Annotated in this window: 15 protein-coding genes and 1 pseudogene; 4 read left to right on the top strand and 12 right to left on the bottom strand. The window is 51.4% G+C overall.

Annotated features, from left to right (window positions below; genetic code table 11):
* Positions 1-98: 98 nt before the first annotated feature.
* Positions 99-2,408 carry a helix-turn-helix domain-containing protein gene (locus ABIE48_RS13815; protein ID WP_192714219.1) on the bottom strand — a complete coding sequence of 770 codons (2,310 nt, stop codon included), beginning with the start codon at positions 2,406-2,408 and terminating at the stop codon, positions 99-101.
* Positions 2,409-2,470: 62 nt separating this feature from the next.
* On the bottom strand, positions 2,471-3,232 hold the full coding sequence (locus ABIE48_RS13810; RefSeq protein ID WP_192714220.1) for an SGNH/GDSL hydrolase family protein: 762 nt from the start codon (positions 3,230-3,232) through the stop codon (positions 2,471-2,473).
* A gap of 133 nt (positions 3,233-3,365) precedes the next feature.
* Between ABIE48_RS13810 and ABIE48_RS13805 the strand changes: the two genes are divergently transcribed.
* The gene (locus tag ABIE48_RS13805) at positions 3,366-4,232 is read left to right on the top strand and encodes a helix-turn-helix domain-containing protein (RefSeq protein ID WP_354519080.1); all 867 of its coding nucleotides are present in this window, start codon (positions 3,366-3,368) and stop codon (positions 4,230-4,232) included.
* Positions 4,233-4,317: 85 nt separating this feature from the next.
* Here ABIE48_RS13805 and ABIE48_RS13800 read toward each other — a convergent pair whose 3' ends face one another.
* The 5 genes and pseudogenes from ABIE48_RS13800 to ABIE48_RS13780 all read right to left on the bottom strand — a co-directional run bounded on the left by ABIE48_RS13800 (position 4,318) and on the right by ABIE48_RS13780 (position 8,170).
* Positions 4,318-4,701, bottom strand: a complete 384-nt coding sequence (locus ABIE48_RS13800; protein WP_116230544.1) for a YkvA family protein — start codon at positions 4,699-4,701, stop codon at positions 4,318-4,320.
* 245 nt (positions 4,702-4,946) lie between these two features.
* Complete coding sequence (locus ABIE48_RS13795) at positions 4,947-6,059, bottom strand: hypothetical protein (RefSeq protein WP_192714222.1); 1,113 nt, start codon at positions 6,057-6,059, stop codon at positions 4,947-4,949.
* Positions 6,060-6,159: 100 nt separating this feature from the next.
* Positions 6,160-6,294 (bottom strand): annotated as a pseudogene (locus ABIE48_RS13790) (VOC family protein); the annotation flags it as partial.
* A 114-nt stretch (positions 6,295-6,408) separates the two neighbouring features.
* Positions 6,409-7,641, bottom strand: coding sequence for an RICIN domain-containing protein (locus tag ABIE48_RS13785; protein WP_192714223.1), 1,233 nt, complete (start codon positions 7,639-7,641; stop codon positions 6,409-6,411).
* 253 nt (positions 7,642-7,894) lie between these two features.
* The gene (locus ABIE48_RS13780; RefSeq protein WP_145945927.1) at positions 7,895-8,170 is read right to left on the bottom strand and encodes a hypothetical protein; all 276 of its coding nucleotides are present in this window, start codon (positions 8,168-8,170) and stop codon (positions 7,895-7,897) included.
* 162 nt (positions 8,171-8,332) lie between these two features.
* Between ABIE48_RS13780 and pdxR the strand changes: the two genes are divergently transcribed.
* Positions 8,333-9,769 carry a MocR-like pyridoxine biosynthesis transcription factor PdxR gene (pdxR, locus tag ABIE48_RS13775; RefSeq protein ID WP_145945928.1) on the top strand — a complete coding sequence of 479 codons (1,437 nt, stop codon included), beginning with the start codon at positions 8,333-8,335 and terminating at the stop codon, positions 9,767-9,769.
* 49 nt (positions 9,770-9,818) lie between these two features.
* Here the strand turns inward: pdxR and ABIE48_RS13770 are convergent, their stop codons facing one another.
* Positions 9,819-10,745 carry a VanW family protein gene (locus tag ABIE48_RS13770; protein ID WP_192714225.1) on the bottom strand — a complete coding sequence of 309 codons (927 nt, stop codon included), beginning with the start codon at positions 10,743-10,745 and terminating at the stop codon, positions 9,819-9,821.
* Positions 10,746-10,930: 185 nt separating this feature from the next.
* Between ABIE48_RS13770 and ABIE48_RS13765 the strand changes: the two genes are divergently transcribed.
* A complete protein-coding gene (locus ABIE48_RS13765) occupies positions 10,931-11,377 on the top strand; it encodes a MarR family winged helix-turn-helix transcriptional regulator (protein WP_192714226.1) in 447 nt (148 codons plus the stop codon).
* A 64-nt stretch (positions 11,378-11,441) separates the two neighbouring features.
* Positions 11,442-12,668, top strand: a complete 1,227-nt coding sequence (locus ABIE48_RS13760; protein ID WP_192714227.1) for an epoxide hydrolase family protein — start codon at positions 11,442-11,444, stop codon at positions 12,666-12,668.
* Between the two features lie 61 nt (positions 12,669-12,729).
* On the opposite strand, the gene ABIE48_RS13755 is transcribed toward ABIE48_RS13760, so the two are convergent.
* The 4 genes from ABIE48_RS13755 to ABIE48_RS13740 all read right to left on the bottom strand — a co-directional run bounded on the left by ABIE48_RS13755 (position 12,730) and on the right by ABIE48_RS13740 (position 17,967).
* On the bottom strand, positions 12,730-13,410 hold the full coding sequence (locus ABIE48_RS13755; protein ID WP_192715285.1) for a formylglycine-generating enzyme family protein: 681 nt from the start codon (positions 13,408-13,410) through the stop codon (positions 12,730-12,732).
* Between the two features lie 103 nt (positions 13,411-13,513).
* The gene (locus tag ABIE48_RS13750) at positions 13,514-14,965 is read right to left on the bottom strand and encodes a sensor histidine kinase (RefSeq protein ID WP_192714228.1); all 1,452 of its coding nucleotides are present in this window, start codon (positions 14,963-14,965) and stop codon (positions 13,514-13,516) included.
* On the bottom strand, positions 14,962-15,675 hold the full coding sequence (locus ABIE48_RS13745; protein WP_192714229.1) for a response regulator transcription factor: 714 nt from the start codon (positions 15,673-15,675) through the stop codon (positions 14,962-14,964). The genes ABIE48_RS13750 and ABIE48_RS13745 overlap by 4 nt, the downstream gene beginning before the upstream one ends.
* 93 nt (positions 15,676-15,768) lie before the next feature.
* Entirely contained in the window at positions 15,769-17,967 is a 2,199-nt protein-coding gene (locus ABIE48_RS13740) for a M1 family metallopeptidase (protein WP_192714230.1), read from the bottom strand.
* Between the last annotated feature and the right edge of the window lie 47 nt (positions 17,968-18,014).

The following is an 18,014-nucleotide window of genomic DNA, read 5'->3' as shown; positions in this document are numbered from 1 at the left end:
TAGATGCCGGATTCCTGTATTTACAGGCCTGCAGCCGTTCTTGGGCATGCAAAAGACCCGCCAGGGAAACGGTTCTCCCGTGCGGGTCTTCATCAGGTTCATATGCTTCTCTCTATGGCTGATTTCAGGCGGTACTCCTTGGGTGTGGTTCCGTATCGGCGTTTGAACAAGCGGTAAAAATAGCTTTCGTTGCCGAAGCCCACCTTTTCCATAATTTCCACTACGGTCAGCTCCTGCTGCTCCAAATACGTTCGGGCACGGGCCAGGCGGGTGGCATTAATCTGATCGACGACCGTCGTTCCTTCCTGTGCCTTGAACACCTGCCCGATGTAAACCGAGCTCATCTTCAGCATGTCGGCAATCCGCTGCACGTTGAGATCCGGATCAGCAAAATGCTTGTCGATAATTTCTTTCACGGTATCGGCAAGCAGCCTGTTTTTGTCTTCACGCCCGTTCCGCCGCTGTTCGAATACCTCGCGGACGACATCGAGCAGCACCGTTTCGATTTCATCCAACGTTTCTTTCTCGAGAATGCGCCGGTTGATGGCCTGAACGTTGACCGATACCGGGTTCAAATTATGATGGTTCATCTCTCCCAGCGTATTGCTGAGCGTAACCGCCAGATGCAGCAGCGCAGAGTACATATTCTCGAAGCTGAATCCGCCGATCAGCTCTCTCCAGCTCCGGATCGCCTGCTCCGTCTCTTCCAGATCGCCGCTCTTTAATCCTTCCGTCAGGCGCCGCTCCAATTCCTGCGGAATGCGGAACGTATCGTTTGCCTCGCAGCTTCGGACCCGTTCCGGCTCTAGGACCGCACCTTTGCCAAAAACCATGCGGTAATTGGCGTGGCGGACAGCCAGGTTATAATGCGCCGTGATTTCGCGGTAGTCTTCAAACGGGTCGCTGAGCGTTACCGTGAAGGTAACCCGATAATATTGAAGGATGGTTTGTTGAAGCTCCCGAAAGCGGTCGGCAAGCATGGCTAGATCCCTGGATTCGCCGCCGACGATAAAGACGAGATGCCCGCTTTTCATATCTGCGGCTTCGCAGGATCCGTGTTTGTGGAGCAGTTCCTGGCCAATATTAGCTATGGCGAAATACAGCAGCGATTCTGCTTGCGATCCCTGGCCGGGGGCAAGGCTCTGTACGTCGTCAATCTGGACCAGAGCCAGACGGAGTCTTGATGGATACGCGATATCGAGCCCGTACTGCTCCCTGATCCGCCGAAACTCCAGTTCGTGTACGCCTTCGCTGAGACCGATCAGGCTGCGCAGGTGATAGACCTTGGCGATGTTCCACTGGGATGCCCTCTCCTGCTCGAGCCCTTTCAGCTTTCCGATCATTTCCGTAACGTTGGCTGCAATGACCGACAGCTCATCCTTCGCAGGGGGAGCATCGCGCCGCTGCGGCGGAACGAGCGTCAGGAGTTGTCCGACCGGTTTATACAGCCGAAGCGAAAATAACACGGACAGCAGCACAGCCAGGACCGCAACGGACAGCGTCACGGCCATCTCCGTCCATTTCATCTGCCGGACGCTGCCGAGCACGTCGTTATAATTCTGGAGGCTGACGATTTGCCAGTTGTTCAGTCCTTTGCTCAAATACGTCACCTTGTATTTATGCGAACCGTGCTTATAGATAAAAGAGTCCAGCGTACTCCCGGTAGATGGGATTCGCGAAAGCAAATCCTTTTTGACGCTCAGCCCCTCCGGCAGCGACCGGTCGTTGGAGATCAGCATGCGCCCGTCACTGTCAGTCACGAACAGCATGTCGTTCTCCCGCTCCGCGACACGATTAAGCGCTTTCACGTTATCCAGCATCCATCCCGGCTTGACGGTCAAAATCAGGACATTATCATTTACGGAACCTAAGGACGGTCCGTCATAAATGAAGAAGGCGAACACATCGATCCCTTCATTTCCCCCGTCCAGATCCATCGGAATCAACTGGAGCTTCGGCAGGTCGCTGCGGGACGACATATAATCCCCCAGCCTTTGATACAGCAGCCTGTTGTCCATATCATGGTTGAGCGATGAGAAAAACCGGTGCTGCGCCCCGTTGTAAAAAACAGCAGCGTGGAGATACGGAGACGCTGCGACGGTCTGATTCAGCCGCTCGATCTTCAGAATGCTCTGCTTGTAATCCGCTCCGGATTTCAGTGCGATCAGCTCTTCGTCGTTGTACAAGGATACCGCCAGGTCCTTGACGATGCCGTTCATGTTTTCGATGTTATAGTTAATTTGGGTCAGCAGCTTGCGGTCGGCTTCGTTCTGAAGGCTGAGCACTTTGTCGCGTGCGAAGGCGTTCATAAATAGGGAGGCCACCGCCAGCGTGGCGACTACGAGCATAAAGCTGAGCAAGATCCGCTGTAAATATTTCCGCGTTCGCAGCATTTGCAGCAAGTTCATCGTACCTCTCTCCCTCCCAATTGTTGGAGTGACCTAACTATAATCCGGTTGATTTTTAGGTGTCAATCCGTTTCTTCAGCAAGCGATCTCGAAATCGCATCCACATCGGGAATAACACCGGGTGCCGCGCCGAACAATTCCTTGAGAAGCGTACGCGCCATAACCCAGTGCCCGGCACGGTTCGGATGAATACCGTCCCCCGAACGATAAGCAGGATCCAGTGCTCTGTGTTCCTTTGTATGGTCCAGCAGCGGACTGTGTAAGTCGATGATCTGGTCGGCCACATCACCCGCAGACAGAAGCCATGCGGAATATTGCTCGAGGACGCGGTCATATTCCTGGAATGGTGTGAGATAGCTGAAATCCGGTGCGCTTTCGGGCAGAAGCTCGGCGTTCATGGAGGGTGGGTCAAACGGCGGCGGCGTCATGAGCACCACTTTGGCTCCTGCCCCTCTGCTGCGTTCAACTAGACGAAACACCCCCTCTTGATAGGCAGCAAAACGATCCTCGGAGTAAGGATGGTAAATCCCGTCGTTCATACCGTAACAGGCGGCCACGATCCCGGGCGATACCGTATCCAGCGCGTTCCGAAGCCGATCGTGCACGCAAGGGCGCGGAAACGGGTGTGCCGCCTCACTGAGTCCCGACACGGTTTCGCTGGGCACACCGCATGGAACCAGCTTCATCTCCATCGTCGGCCGGTGCTGACGGAGCCAAGCTTCGGTATACCGGATATAATGACCGCTGGCCGTAATGCTGTCCCCTAGAAAAAGAATAACCGGCTTCACGGGCTGATTCGTCCTTTCATTCCACCATAAATCCATAGGTACCTCCCCATTGACATTCTATAAGCCGATGACATTTCGATCTGCCATGCGTCGGCCCGTAAACTTAATGGTAGCGCGGTACGCCGCTCTTCGCCTTGACGATGCCGACATTGTTTAGCATAATATGGACATGATGACCAGACTGTTTGCCACGGACATCGGGCTCGAACCGGGATTTACGTTCCGCATCCAGAAATGTCCGCTAACGCACGAATATTTTGTACATAGCCACGATTTTTCCGAACTCGTCGTCATTTTGCAGGGCAGCGCCGTTCATATCATTGAAGGGAGGGAATACCCCGTTACAGCCGGCCAGGTATTCTTGATTCACAGCGGCGTATCCCACGGCTACAAAAACGTCGACGGGATTGAATACATCAACGTCATGTTCCAGCCCGAGCAGCTTCTGCAGCTATCCGAGCTTAGGCTGCTTCCGGGCTTTCAAGCGCTCTTCTACATTGAACCGTTTTACCGCAAGGAAATGAACTTCAAGGGCATGCTTACGCTGAACGAAGCGCAGCTGCAGGAAGCGACAAAACTGCTTGACCTGATTTTAACCGAGTATGAACTGCAGCCGCAGGGCTATCGTCTGATGATTCGCTCTTATTTTACCGCTCTCGTCGGCCTGCTCTCCCGCTATTATCAGATCGGCAGCGGAGCTGATGATAACAAGGCGCTGCGGATCGGTGAAGCCGTCACTTACATTGAAGAGCACTTTCTCCAGCCGATTACCCTGCAAGCGATGGCCGACAGAGCCTACCTGTCCACCCGCCAGTTTCAGCGCGTCTTTACGCGCAACTATCACACAACACCGATGGATTACGTCATACGCAAGCGTCTGGACTATTCCTGCACGCTGCTTCGCCATCCAAACCTGTCCATTTCCCAGGTTGCACTCGAAAGCGGCTTTCGGGACCAGAACTATTACGCCCGCCAGTTCCGCAAGGTTTACAACTGTACGCCATCCGAGTATCGGGAGAAGCTGCAGGATTCATAAATACGGGGGAACGGCCATGGTTTAAGCAGGCCGATTGGGCGGGCGATCCGAATCCAGCCGGAAGGCCCTGCTGTGAATCAGCGGGTTACATCAAACGGTTGTACAAGTAAGTCAATACTGCTGCCAGTACAGCAGCCCATAATAAAATAATCATGACACCCGCAGCCCAATTCACCGGTTTCCCTTGGTTCATGCGAGCATCCGCTTTCTTTTTGGCATCCTCAATGACCTCACCAGGCATCATTTTTATAGCGGCCAATACTCCCAGCGGAATCAAAACCAAATCGTCCGCATAACCAATGACGGGTATGAAGTCCGGTATTAAATCTATGGGGCTGAATGCATAGGCAACGACGCACATGGAAAACAGCTTTGCATACCATGGCGAACGTTTGTCCCGATAGGCGTAATAGAGTACAAATACCTGCCTTTTTAATTGTTTGGCCCAAGCTTTCAGCTGTTCCATCATGTCTTCCATTCTCCCCTTGGCTTGTTATGGCTCATTGTATGATCTTCATATTAACTTGCTGCAAGACTTGCCTTATGTATTCTTCGCCGCCTTAAACTGACAAACCTTCCTACACTTATTCACGAATCGACACCATGAGAAGGAGATTCTCAGCAGCAGCAGCCGTCCTCTATGCTATCATCATTTCCAGTCCTACGAATTGGAATCACAACGGGATATGGACATGATGCATTCAGCTTCGGCGATCAACGCAGCGTCAGCAAGAAATCGCTGAACTCTTCGGCGTTCCGAAACCGGTTGATTTGTACTCCGCGGCTCTGAAGATGCTGCTCCAGCTGCGAATCAAGCTGTTCAACCGCCTCTTTCAGGGGGATGAAATCCTCCTGATTCAGTAATCCGATTAAATCTGGAAAGCCTAGTTCCTTATACAAGGTTAACTCTTCCTCCCCGGCGCACAAAGCCGACGGCCAATACCCTTTCTCGGTGAAATAGAGAAAACGGGATACTTCTTTCTGCACGCCGACCGCCCAGAAATAGGCTGTAGGGTAGTCGCTTGATTCACAAGCGCTCACTACCTTATCCATAATCCCTTTCACTTCTTCATAGAAGCCCTTCATCCGGCCAGGATAATCTGGACCGCTGACGTCTTTCTCTTTCTGCTGCAAAATGAGACGAAGCGTACCCTGGGTCAATCGTTCGCAGGCTTCCCGGATTTGAAATCCCGAACAAGAGGAGAGAATCGTCTCCATCGTCTGCTCCAATGTTTCCGGTTGTATAGGGAAGTTTCGGATTTGCTCCCTGTTTTTGCCCCAGCCTTTGGTGTAGTATGTATGATTAATTAATGAAAGGCTCTCAAGGTTTAAAATAAGGATCTCTTGGGCTTCATAGCGAAAAGAGACCAGATCATCCATAGAGTTCATTTTGCTTAAGTTGTAAAGGTGTATATAAGCTTCCTTCAGCCTCGATTCGGCTTTATGGAGCCATTCCAAGCGTGCCCGGGCTTGGTCAGCAATTTTGCTGCGAAGCCGGAGAAACCGCTCATGATCTTCTTCGGACCGCACATACAATAGCTTGCAATCCGCGATGATCGATACATTCAGTTCTTCGAAAGCGGCGATTCTCTCCGCACGTTCCCAGCTGATCGGCCAAAAATCAAAGCTGATCCCGTTCACTACAAACTGCAAACTATGACGGAAACCTTCCGCGTTCGCCGGTATAAAGAAAAAATCGAGATCGGAACGCTCCGTCGCCGTTCCTTGCGCGCGCGATCCATAATAGCCGATCAGAGAGACGTCGTCCGGAAAATTCGTTGAGATATGTTGGACCATAAGCTCGGCTACTTCAAATGGATTGAACATCTGAAATCCTCCTCGTTCAGGGCTTGCGTTGCATACTCCCTTCTTGCGAAAAGAGCGACGGATCGTTACCATCGCCCCTTCATCCGGCCGTGAGCGGCCGTTATTTTTTTTCCATGACCGCAAAGTAATTCGCTTCGTCATCCGCAAAGTTAAACACCCTGCCGGTAAGCAGCTCAACGATTTCACCGACGGTGATCTGTTTATCAGTAAAATCGCGATACAACGCATCCACATTATAGCACGCCCATCCACCGAAATTTCTCATCGATTGCCAAGACTTTAGCATTTGTTCCGTTTCAGTCTCGTAAACACAAACAAGCAGCCCATATGTGGACTGCTTGTTTGAGCCTTAATTGATTTTGGTCAAGGCCCATTTCTGGGCGTCCGTTCCGTTATCCGTCCACTGCTGAACGGCCGCGCCATCCGCCGTGGACGAGCCGGACACGTCAACGACGAGTCCGTTTGCTTTGGAAACCAGCTTATAATACCCTCCGCCTACGTCGACAATGCTCCACCTTTGCGAGTTTGTCCCATTATCATCCCACTGCTGCAGTTGGACGCCGGATGCCGTTGACGAATTCGGAACATCCAATACTTTGCCGCTGTGCACGGCAGTAAGCTTGTAATAACCGTCACCCGTGCTTTCGATCCGGAATTGCTGGTTGGTGGCGGTATAATTCGTCCACTGCTGGATTTTGGCTCCGCTGGCCATGGACACATCAACGACATCCATTACTTTTCCGCTCGCCTTGGAGGCCAATGTATAAACTCCGTTGCTGATTGCGCTGGACTGGCCGTTGTCCTGATATACACGGACGTAGTCCACGAGCATTTGAGCTGGAAACGGCGTCGAATCGTTCGGAGCCCCCGGCCAGTTGCCGCCGACCGCCAAGTTCAGGAGCAGGAAGAACGGCCGCTGAAATTCCTCGGTATTTCCGGTGCCGTTCTCAATATAAAATTCATTGAACTGCTGTCCGTCAACGAACCAGCGGATATACTTCGAATCCCATTCGACGCTGTACACATGGTATTGGGAAAAATCGAGGTTACCCGATACTCTGCCGTATTCCGCATGCCCTCCCGCATCCCAGTGAACAGTGCCGTTAACATAAGGGTTGTTATTAACCCGCTCCATGATGTCCGTTTCCCCACTGTACGGCCATCCGACCGTGCTGATGTTGCTGCCCAGCATCCAGAACGCCGGCCACAGCCCTTGTCCGGAAGGCAGCTTGATCCTAGCCTCTATTTTGCCATAGGTAAAGGATTTCAGGTTTTGCGTTTTGATACGTGCCGAAGTGTAGTTCATTCCGCCGTATGATTCTTTTCTTGCCGTAATCACCAGATTTCCTCCGGTAACCTGCAAGTTCTGCGACCGGTCCGTATAGTATTGAAGCTCGTTGTTTCCCCATCCGCCGCTGCCCGTGCCGATCTCCGGCGTCCAATTGGAACGGTTCAGCGCGGTTCCGTCAAATTCATCGCTCCACACCAGCTTCCAGTTCGGAGCCGCACTCACCTGTTTGACAGGAAATAAAGCAATCAAAAGACTGACCATGATGATTCCGCATAATCCTTTTTTCAGCATCTTGTTCCCTCCTCATCAAATTGGGAAAACGTCACAGACACTATAAGGAAAATCAGACCTGCATCATTAAAGAGCCCGCCTTTGGGACATTAATCACCTCGCTTTATGCATGGTATGGGACAGCGACAGGGAAATCTAGAAGTCTCAATCTACTAAAGCAAGCGCTTACATTGCTAGTATATCCGGTTTGGATAACATTAACAACCTTTATTTATATTTATTTACAATTAATTCATCATTTACCTCTATTTATTCACTTGATCAAAATCACAATAATTATAGCTGCCGCAACGATGCTAATTACGTAGAAGCCTAGAAGCCTAAACCATTTTTTGCCCGTATCCTGGAAGTATTGTGGATTTTGTTCTTTATTGCTTTGGGATTGTCCAATTCTCATCGTTGCGAAGAGTCCCCATATTAATACGATCACGGCAAAAACCATCAGCCAGACCATGCTGTTCACCCGCCCGTCAAGTAGATTTGTTGCAGTTTCATTATAATCACCATCGGACGTGAACACACCAGCCAATGCAATCGTTCCCTGACCATCCATTTCACTAAATGGAACGGGCCGTGTTCATGAAAACGCAAAACTTTCAGTGAAAAAAGACGGAAATCGTTAAGCGAATAAGATATATTGGAAAGGATGATAAAAATGTGTCGTAATTGTTGTTCGAGGAAGTGAAAACGGATGTGGGGTCTTGACCGAGAAAGTAAAAAACCATTATATCAGCAAATCGCCGACCACATCGAGCGGCGAATTTCGTTTGGGGAATTTCCGCCCGGCAGCCTGCTCCCTTCAGAAAGGAAATTGGCTGACCAGATCGGTGTAAACCGGAGCACGGTCGTACAGGCTTTTGCGGAACTCCGTTCGCTCGGGATCATCGAAAGCCGTTCCGGCAGCGGAACTCGGGTGAGCCAATTTAAGTGGGGTGCTTCACCGAAACATACACCAAACTGGAACAGGTATGCCGAAGGCGGGAGCTTTCTTCCGAACCTTCCATTTCTCCGGAGAATTCGGGAAGCTCTGAGCCTGGATCCCTCCCTGGTCGATTTTGCAAGTGGAGAACTTGCGGCCGATCTGGCCCCGACAAGCGAAATCAGCGAAATCATGAGCAGCCATCAGTATGCATCGTATTTGGGATACGACAACCCGCAGGGATATATCCCGCTCCGGCAAGCTCTGGTTCGATATTTGGCCGAATACCGCGGGGTTCAGGCGACGGAATCATCCATCCTGATTACATCCGGGTCTCAGCAATCCTTATTTTTAATTACGCAATGCCTGCTGTCCCCAGGCGACGCCGTTGCTATAGAGGACCCATCCTATTATTATTCGCTGCCGATGTTCCAGTCGGCGGGACTGCGGATCTTCCGGCTCCCCGTAGATCAGGACGGCATGAGGCCGGAAGAAATTCGTGGACTGTACAAAAAACACCGCATCAAGATGATATTTACGAATCCGAATTTTCAAAATCCTACCGGTACGCTGCTTGCCGACGAACGGCGCCACAAGCTCCTTCAAACCGCAAGCGAGCTCGGACTGCCGATCATTGAAGACGATCCTTACAGCCTAACCGATTACGAAGGCTTACCACGCATGCCTTTAAAATCAATAGATACGTCCGGGTCTGTCATTTACATCGGATCCTTCTCCAAAATCGCCGCTTCGGGACTGCGGATCGGTTGGATGGTTGCTCCGAATTCCGTCGTGCAGAGATTGGCGGATGCCAGGCAGCAGATGGATTTTGGACTTAGCGTCATTCCCCAGCAGGTGGCGGCGCAGTTTTTGGAATCGGACTTTTTTGAACCTCATCTCGGCCGCCTGCGGACAAATCTGATGTATAAGCGCGATCTTCTGATCGAAGCGCTGCGGAAGGAACTGCCGGGGGAGATTCAATTCCATATTCCGAAAGGCGGTCATCATTTGTGGTGCAAGCTGTCCGAACCAGTCAACGACGCGAAGCTGCTGGAAGCAGCGATCCGGAACGGTGTCGTATTCGTGCCTGGCAGCGTGTACGGTTCGGATGCCGGATTCGTCCGGTTTACGTTCGCGCGTGCAAAGACGGAATGCATTGGACAAGGCATCGCCGGATTTGCCCGTGCGCTGCACAGCTTAAGGAATTAATTTGTTCCGTGTTTGGACTATGAAAGCTGCTTTAAGGCAAGCCTGTGGTCTAATTTTTCTTCTGATGGCCGGGGCTTTGACTTGCGGTGATGTCGCGCACCTCTTCCGGCAGATGATGAGATATGCTGGGGACCTTTTTCGGGAAGTATTCGATCACATCAGACGACAATATGGACACAGCCATGCTGCCGCCGCCCGCAAACGCGCGAAGAAGGACCGGCTGGTTGTACGCGTTGTCAAAAACAAAATCCGGTCCGCCCCAGCTTACGGTTGCATCTCTGCCCGATGGTACATAGGGAACGTGACGGCTGTGGGAATATCGCTGAACGATCTTCAGCCCTGCGCGATCGGCGGCATTAAACAAGGTGGAGGATACCTGACAGATGCCGCCTCCTACGCCTTCAGATAGCTCGCCCCGCACAATGACGGCAGCCCTGCGGTATCCTCTGCCGGTCGTTCGTATGCCGACCACCCGGTTAAATGAGAACCGTTCACCAGGAAAGATGACCGTACCGTCAATCGCTTCGGCCGCCAGAGCAATATTATGCGAGCGGTCTTGGTTGCCGGCGTTGTAGTAAGTAATATAATAACCGATTTGCTTCGAACGCAAAGACGCGAGCAGTTCCGTATCGACCTTCGGATATACCGGGTACTTCGGAACCTCAATCGTGGCCGGCCCGTTCGTTTCGTACAGATACGCATAATATTTCATTAAAAAAGCCCTACGGTCGAGCTTGTATCCGTTCTTCCCCTCGACAATGCGCCCCCCGGCGTCAAAACTGGCGTTTTGCGCTTCCTTATAGGTTTTCCGGTCCAGTTCGTTGACCCACGCATTATATTGTTCCTTGTCCAGTAAAGGAAACACCCCCAAGCTGTGCGCGTCACGATTGAGCACGGAGATGGTTTTTCCTTCATGGGTGACCGTAAGCTTGTCCTGTGCCTGTTCTTGATCTGCGGTCGGATTATGCAGCAGCATAAACAGGAGGCATGCCGCGGATGTCCATCTCAAGCCTCATCACTCGTTTCATCATGGTGTTTGGAGCAGATCCTGCTTTCATCCTGCTATTATGATGCGATTCCACGGATATCATTCACTTCCATTATTCAAGCATCTTCATTTTTATATTAGACATTTATATAAGTTATTAATATAATAAAGGCATGAAAAATAAACATGTTTCCAAAGAACTGGACATCGCCGATTTCGTCAAAGTGATTGAAAGCTTGACCCGAATCAACATCCGCCTGCCTTCCATTGATAAGCTGAGCTTTACCACATTGTCGGTACTGCACACACTGACACTGAGCAGTCCGATGCGCCTGACGGAGCTGACCGCCACGGAGCAGGTGACCCAGTCGGCGATCACGCAAATTGTAACCCGGCTGGAGCGGGATGGTCTCGTAGAACGAAGATCCGATCCGAATGACGGCCGCGTAGTTCTCGTACATATTACCCCGCAGGGAGCTAACGTGATCGATTCCCGGCGTCTGGAACGGATCAGTCGGATTGCCGGTTTCGCGGAAAACCTTACGAGAAAAGAGAGTCAGGCGATAGCTGACGCCATCCCGGCATTGAGGCGGCTGGTCGAGATTGCTGGCGACGCGTAGCGGATGTTGCGCTTGAATCGTTCGCCCTATCGTCAGTTCCAAATCACGTCAGAGGAGGATAACTATGACCCATGCCGAATTTCCGCTTAAAGCAAGTCCCATCCATGTTTCCGAGGAAGTGCTGAACGATCTGAACCGTCGTCTTACCTCCGTCAGATGGCCCCTGGATGCAGGGAACGAAGACGGTTACTACGGCGTACGCCGCGATGAACTGAAAGCGCTCGTCGAATACTGGATTCACGAATTCGACTGGCGTAAATCCGAGAAGGCGATCAACGCCTATGAGCATTATCAAGTCAAAGTCGACGGTGTGCCTGTCCATTTTATGCGCAAGCCTGGAGTGGGGCCAAACCCAGTTCCCCTCATTTTGTCCCATGGCTGGCCATGGACGTTCTGGCATTGGTCTAAAGTGTTGGATCCGCTCGCGGACCCGGGGGCGCATGGAGGTGATCCCGCCGACGCTTTTGAGGTCATCGTCCCTTCGCTGCCGGGCTTCGGCTTCTCTGCTCCGCTTCCCGACCATCCGGACATGAACTTCTGGAAGATGGCCGATCTGTGGCACACCCTCATGACGGACATTCTCGGGTACGAAAAATATGCTGCTGCCGGATGCGATGTCGGCGCGCTGATCACCGGTCAGCTCGGGCATAAATACGGAGCCGAGCTGTATGGTATTCATATCGGTTCGGCACTCAAATTGGACTTCTTTAACGGGGAACGCGCCTGGGATTATGCCGGCGGACGTCCGATTCCGGAAGACCTGCCTGAGGAGATCCGGAATCAATTGTTGGAGTTGGACCGCCGCTTTGCTTCGCATCTTGCCGTGCACGTTCTGGATCCCGGCACACTCGCTTACGGGCTCAGCGATTCACCTGTCGGCATGCTAGCTTGGATTCTTGAACGCTGGATCAAGTGGAGCGACAACAAAGGCAGCATTGAACAGGTGTTCTCCAAGGACGATCTACTGACGCACGCCACGATTTTCTGGGTCAATAACGCCATCGAAACATCAATGCGCGTGTATGCCAATAACAATCGGTATCCATGGGAGCCCTCCCATTCACGCCTGCCTGTTATTGAAGCACCGACCGGCATCACTTTCGTGGGTTATGAAAATCCGCCGGGGGTGACGACCGATCAACGCGTGGAGCATTTTCTCAAGACCGACCGCGCAGCGTGGTATAACCACGTCAATATTACTGCCCACGATGAAGGAGGCCACTTTATACCGTGGGAAGTTCCTGAGCTGTGGGTTCAAGATTTGCGCCGGACCTTTCACGGCCGCCGGTAACCGAAGAAGGACCGCCCGCAAAGGGTGGCCCTTCTCTTATGATTTGTATAGGACAGGCAGCTTATCCGATTGGCCGATGCCCATCTCCGTTACGGGAGAATATCGAGCGGGCCAGGCGAAATCCGAGGTCGTCGATCTGAAACGTCGGGTGGCTGCGCCGGCGGCATGTCGCTCCGCAGCCCCTTGCTTCTTCCGCCCAGCTGCCTCCCCTGAATATGCGGTAGGATCCATACACCTCTATGTCATACAGATCCCAGCACCATTCCCACACATTTCCCAGCATGTCGTATAGCCCCCACGCATTCGGCAGTTTGCCTCCGACTTCATGCGTCATGCCATCGGAATTCTCCTGGAACCAGGCGACTTCTTCTAATTCGCCGTACCGGTAGCCTTGAGAGCCTGCTTTACATGCATGCTGCCATTCGGCCTCCGTAGGCAGACGATAGCCGTCCGCTTCCCGATTCCAGACGACAAGCTCGCCCTCATCGGCAATCTCATAACAAGGCTCCAGTCCCGCTTGCCGGGACAGCGTATTACAGAATGAGACTGCTTCGTACCATGATACCCCTGTGACTGGTGCTTTCACACGTTCGTGCGTACGGGTTTTATGCTGCAGCACGGCGTCGTAGAATGCATTCGTTACCGGGACGGGTGCCATGAAAAAGGCATCCAGCTTGACGTTCCATGATCTTTTAACCCTGTCATCCCTAAGCGCAACGTCTCCCTCTGGAATACGCATCATCGGATATTCGCCTAGACTCGTCATCCATTCAGCCAACTTCAAACTCTGCCTCCCATGAATCTTGACTCTTTATCATTCATCAAATGATATAGGAATCTTTATCTTATAGGATCTCATCGGATTTGTGAACTTCTGGAAGCGGATGAAGTCTAATCTCGATCTTCGTTCCTTGATGGAGCTCGCTGGTGACGCGGATCTCTCCCCCATGTGCATCCACGATATCATGCGCGATGGCCATCCCCAGTCCTGAACCTTTATGCTTCTCGCCCGTATGGGTGCCGCGGTAATAGCGGTCAAAAATCCGGTCCAGTTCCTCTTTGCGGATGCCTTTCCCATGATCTTCTATGATCATCGTCACCGAATCCGCCGTTTTCTCAACCCCAACCTCAATGACTGTATCCTCTGCATTGTGAACCATCGCGTTGTATATTAAATTGCTGACGGCCCTGCGAATGAGGAGGTCATCCACTTTTACCTGAATGGTCTCTTCACTGTAGCTGAAATCGATGTTCCTGCCGCTGTATCGGGGATCATTCAGCACGTCGATAATTACGCTGCGCACCAGGCTGACCAGATTGACGCTCTTCAGGTTAAGCGTAATATTTTTGTTTTTAAGGCGGGTGGACAAATTCAAATCTTCAATGACGTCTTTCAAGTAGTGGGATTTCTGTTCGATGATTTCCGCGTAATCGCGCATTTCGCCGGTCGTAAACTCATAATCCTTGTCCCTCATCATTTCGGCGTATCCTTGGATCGAAGCCAGCGGCGTTTTGATATCATGCGTGATGTTCGCGATCCACTCTTCCTTCATGCGGTCCAGTTTTTTACGTTCGGCCTCGCTGGCTTCCAGCTCCGCGCTCAGCAGGTTGACATGATGGAACACGTCTTTGTAAACCCCTTGGGGCTCGTAATGAACCCCATATTTTTTGTGGGCGAGCTGCTTGATTCCATCGATCAGCGTATGAAGCGGCCGGGTCAGTTTTTTGCTGAACAGATAAGCGATGCACAGCGCAATAAATCCGTCGACCCCAATGACGGCCAAGCTTCCGATTTTGAAAAAATGCACCACGGAGCGAATATCGTACGTTAAGACGTTGCGCTCCAGATAAGTATTTTTAAAACCGATTAAGTAGCTGTAGCGCTGCTGTTTGCCCTGCTTTTCCCCCACAAAAACGGTCGACATGAGCTCTTTTTCCATATACTTGTAGGTCTGAACCATATCCATCGGCGTATATTTGGTCTTTGCATCCGGGGGTACGTGGTAACCGTAGACCTCCCGACCGTTCTCATCCAAAATTTGGATCCAGGCCTGGTTACGGTCAAGAAGTTCCTTCCCTTCACCTGTAATGGTCATCCCCGAATCGGAGAGGATCACTTCTTTGCCAAACGACCGGGTAATCAAATCCGGATTATTCTGTTTGCTTTGAAAAGAAAAATGGGGAAAGGCAAACTGGTTTAAATAAAGACCGGTCACAACCACGATATTCATGAAAATGACGATGACGACGATAAGAACTACAGATACCAGGTATCTTCCGGTGAGCCTCCATTTCATCGCTTCGCGCCCTCCAGCGCCAGCTTGTACCCAAGACCCTTCACTGTGACCAAATACTGCGGATTGGAGGGATCGTCTTCGATTTTTTCCCGGAGCCGCCGAATGTGCACCATCACGGTATTGTCATACCCGAAAGAATCTTCGCCCCATACCTGGTCATACAGGCTTTCTTTGCTGATAATTTGGTTCGGGTGCTTCAGCAAGTGGGTGAACAATCCCAGCTCTTTCGGCTTCAGCTCGATGATTTCACCGTTTTTCTTCAGTTCGATTTTTTGCTCGTCAAACACAAACGGGCCTGCTTGCACGAGATGCTCTTTTTCCGCATCATCAGAGGCAGCCTCCTGCCTACGAAAGCGGGCTTTGATCCGGTATGCGACTTCCTTCGGGCTGAACGGTTTGGTGATGTAGTCGTCGCCACCGATGGCAAACCCGAGTATTTTATCGATTTCCTCCGTCTTGGCCGATAGGAAGAAAATCGGTACATTCGAAACGCTGCGGATTTGCTTGCAGACGTCATAGCCTTCTCCGTCCGGCAGCATAATATCCAGGATGACGACGTCGGGGCGTTTGTCCTGAAACTGCTCCCAACCTTCTTTCGCGGAAAAAGCGGCAAACACATGCTCGAAGCCTTCCTTCAAAAGAACGGTTTTCAAAAGCTTGACGATATCTTCCTCATCATCGACGATCAGCACTTTCTGACTTTGCGGCATACGATCAGTACCTCCTTTCTTCATCATTTCCACCCTGACATCTACTATAACTCTATTTTCAAGTCCACGTCCTCATTTGAAACGCTGCCCGTCTTATTCCTGCGGGAAAAACTTAGCCAACGGGTTGGCGGTTTTCCGGTCCGACGTGATTTTGCCTGACGGATCCATGGCATAATATTGGTAGAAATCCGCGCTGAAGCTGAGTGCATTCAGCATCTGAGCAGAGTAAATCTTCATAGCCGGTTCGCTGAGCGCCTTTCCGTTCCAGAATAAGTGCAGCAGCAGACGGTTTTGGTTGTAAGGATGCTTGACGATATAAGCGCCTGAAGCTGCTTTTTGTCCCATCAAACTCGTCCAGTTCAGACCGATCAGCATTGCGTTTTGCATGATACCGGGCTTCAGCGCCTGGATCAAGCCGTTCGACCCGGCGCTGCCGATGGCGATCATGTTGCTGGCGGCCAGCTCCTTCTCCATTTGCTTCTTGAGTACTTGACGCTCTGTAATGACGTCGGCATGAATTCCCATCAATTGCAGGGAACCCTGCAGCTGCTCCAGCATCGATTGCTCCTGGTTGTGTGCGCTGTCGTCGGCCCGGTCGCTCAACACGATCGTAAGAGGTTCGCCTTGAAGTGCCTTATCCACGATACGGCTCATCGTTTCCTCCTCAAGATCGGGTATCTGGGTCAGGGACGAGTGATAGATGCTCTTGAACTGCTCATGCCAATACGCGGCTTCTTCCGCCTCGGACAGCCGGTATTCAGATTTTAATGTAAAATTCGGATCATGCAGCGCCCGGTCCATTTCCTGCCGTGCATCATTTCCGAGCGTATCCTGAATCGTCTGCAGCAGACCGTCGATCGTGGCATTTTTATATTCAAAGCGTTTGAAGTATTCCCTCATGAACGCATCGAATTTCTCCTCGCCCACCGTACGGTACAGCTGGTAAATTGCTTGACGTCCTTTTCCGTAAAAGACCGGATTCTCTTCATCTCCCGCATTTGCATTGGTTGAAGCGATCGGTTTGTCAATGGACGACAAGTCATCCATCTGGATTGATTTGAATCCGCCAAGCGCATCGCCTCGTTTTTCCGCAAAATATACTTTGGAGAAGTCGGCAAATCCCTCGTCCAAAAACGACTCTGTCTCCGAATTGTTGCCGATCAGGGCATGGAACCATTGATGGGCGATTTCATGCACGAATACGTCATCATGCGCCGGATCGCTGTTCTCCGCAATTTGCCCCATTTGAATGACCCGGGAAAATTCGACGGCAACCCCCTTTACATAGGATTCCGCAATTCGGAATTCCGGATAAGGGTACTTGCCATATTTTTCGTTAAAAAAACGGATCGCATCAAAAGCAGCGTCGATGTACTGATCCACGAGCTTTTTCTTGTCCGGCATATTATCGAAATAATAATATTCAATCGTCAGGCCGTCACGTGTCACGCTCTCCACCTTGTAATTCGGGCTGGCAAAAAAGACGAGCTCCCTGGTGTTAAGCACAGTCGTGGTAATCACTTTTCTTCCCGGCTCCTCAGGAACTTCCTGTGAAGTCATGGTCCCTGGCATCAGGATTTGATAAGAGTCGGGTACATTCAAATGTACTTCAAAATCCGAGGAGTCATAATAATCGGTTTCGAAGGTTTTGCTGTACGGCGTCTTGTCCCATTGATGCTTGCTTTCGTCATAGACCGACGCGGCCGGGAACCAATGCGCGCCGTTCACGATATCTTTGTAGTACGACAGACGCTGCATTCCGTACGGGATTTTGACGTCAAAGGCGATTTGAATTGTCACCGATTCGCCTGGTTTCAAACCCTGCTTCAGATGAACGGTCAATGCCTGGTTACTGTTCGTAAACTCCGCGGATTGGCCGTTGACTGCAGCGCTCCGGATGTCGATCCCGCCCAGAAAGTCTTCCGCCTTCTTCTGCGGATTCTCCTTCCGGATCTCCTCATTATTGCGCTCAAACATCGACGTTTGGGTCGCTGTGGATCGGTTCGCGTCGGCAAATGTGTGGAATACGATCTCCTGGAGCGTATCCTTGGACAAGTTCCGGTAGGTGACCGATTCGCTTCCCTGAATACGCATTGTTTTCTCGTCCAGCCGCGCGTTGATCTGATACTTAACCGGAGCATGAACCTGTGCAATTTCGGCGGATGAGGAAGCAGGTGCTCCAGGGGCGGCCAGCAACTGAGATGAACCTGCGATGGGGCAAGCTGCCAGCGTCAAAGCCAGCGAATACGCCAGCGCTTTTTGGGATACGGTTTTTAAAGTCGTGCGATACATCGGATTCTCTCCCTTTAGTAAGTTTTACTGAATAAATCGTGGTTCAC

The sequence above is a fragment of the Paenibacillus sp. OAE614 genome, assembly GCF_040546645.1.
Classification (GTDB): domain Bacteria; phylum Bacillota; class Bacilli; order Paenibacillales; family Paenibacillaceae; genus Paenibacillus_AQ; species Paenibacillus_AQ favisporus.
The sequence above is the reverse complement of the archived record's forward strand: the minus strand, read 5'-3'. Positions and strand labels throughout refer to the sequence as shown.

What these genes read in the sequence shown, in the direction of transcription:
- ABIE48_RS13815 (WP_192714219.1), bottom strand. Translation starts at nt 2,408, where the DNA reads ATGAACTTGCTGCAAATGCTGCGAACGCGGAAATATTTACAGCGGATC.
- ABIE48_RS13810 (WP_192714220.1), bottom strand. Translation starts at nt 3,232, where the DNA reads ATGGATTTATGGTGGAATGAAAGGACGAATCAGCCCGTGAAGCCGGTT.
- ABIE48_RS13805 (WP_354519080.1), top strand. Translation starts at nt 3,366, where the DNA reads ATGATGACCAGACTGTTTGCCACGGACATCGGGCTCGAACCGGGATTT.
- ABIE48_RS13800 (WP_116230544.1), bottom strand. Translation starts at nt 4,701, where the DNA reads ATGATGGAACAGCTGAAAGCTTGGGCCAAACAATTAAAAAGGCAGGTA.
- ABIE48_RS13795 (WP_192714222.1), bottom strand. Translation starts at nt 6,059, where the DNA reads ATGTTCAATCCATTTGAAGTAGCCGAGCTTATGGTCCAACATATCTCA.
- ABIE48_RS13785 (WP_192714223.1), bottom strand. Translation starts at nt 7,641, where the DNA reads ATGCTGAAAAAAGGATTATGCGGAATCATCATGGTCAGTCTTTTGATT.
- pdxR (WP_145945928.1), top strand. Translation starts at nt 8,333, where the DNA reads ATGTGGGGTCTTGACCGAGAAAGTAAAAAACCATTATATCAGCAAATC.
- ABIE48_RS13770 (WP_192714225.1), bottom strand. Translation starts at nt 10,745, where the DNA reads ATGCTGCTGCATAATCCGACCGCAGATCAAGAACAGGCACAGGACAAG.
- ABIE48_RS13765 (WP_192714226.1), top strand. Translation starts at nt 10,931, where the DNA reads ATGAAAAATAAACATGTTTCCAAAGAACTGGACATCGCCGATTTCGTC.
- ABIE48_RS13760 (WP_192714227.1), top strand. Translation starts at nt 11,442, where the DNA reads ATGACCCATGCCGAATTTCCGCTTAAAGCAAGTCCCATCCATGTTTCC.
- ABIE48_RS13755 (WP_192715285.1), bottom strand. Translation starts at nt 13,410, where the DNA reads ATGATGCGTATTCCAGAGGGAGACGTTGCGCTTAGGGATGACAGGGTT.
- ABIE48_RS13750 (WP_192714228.1), bottom strand. Translation starts at nt 14,965, where the DNA reads ATGAAATGGAGGCTCACCGGAAGATACCTGGTATCTGTAGTTCTTATC.
- ABIE48_RS13745 (WP_192714229.1), bottom strand. Translation starts at nt 15,675, where the DNA reads ATGCCGCAAAGTCAGAAAGTGCTGATCGTCGATGATGAGGAAGATATC.
- ABIE48_RS13740 (WP_192714230.1), bottom strand. Translation starts at nt 17,967, where the DNA reads ATGTATCGCACGACTTTAAAAACCGTATCCCAAAAAGCGCTGGCGTAT.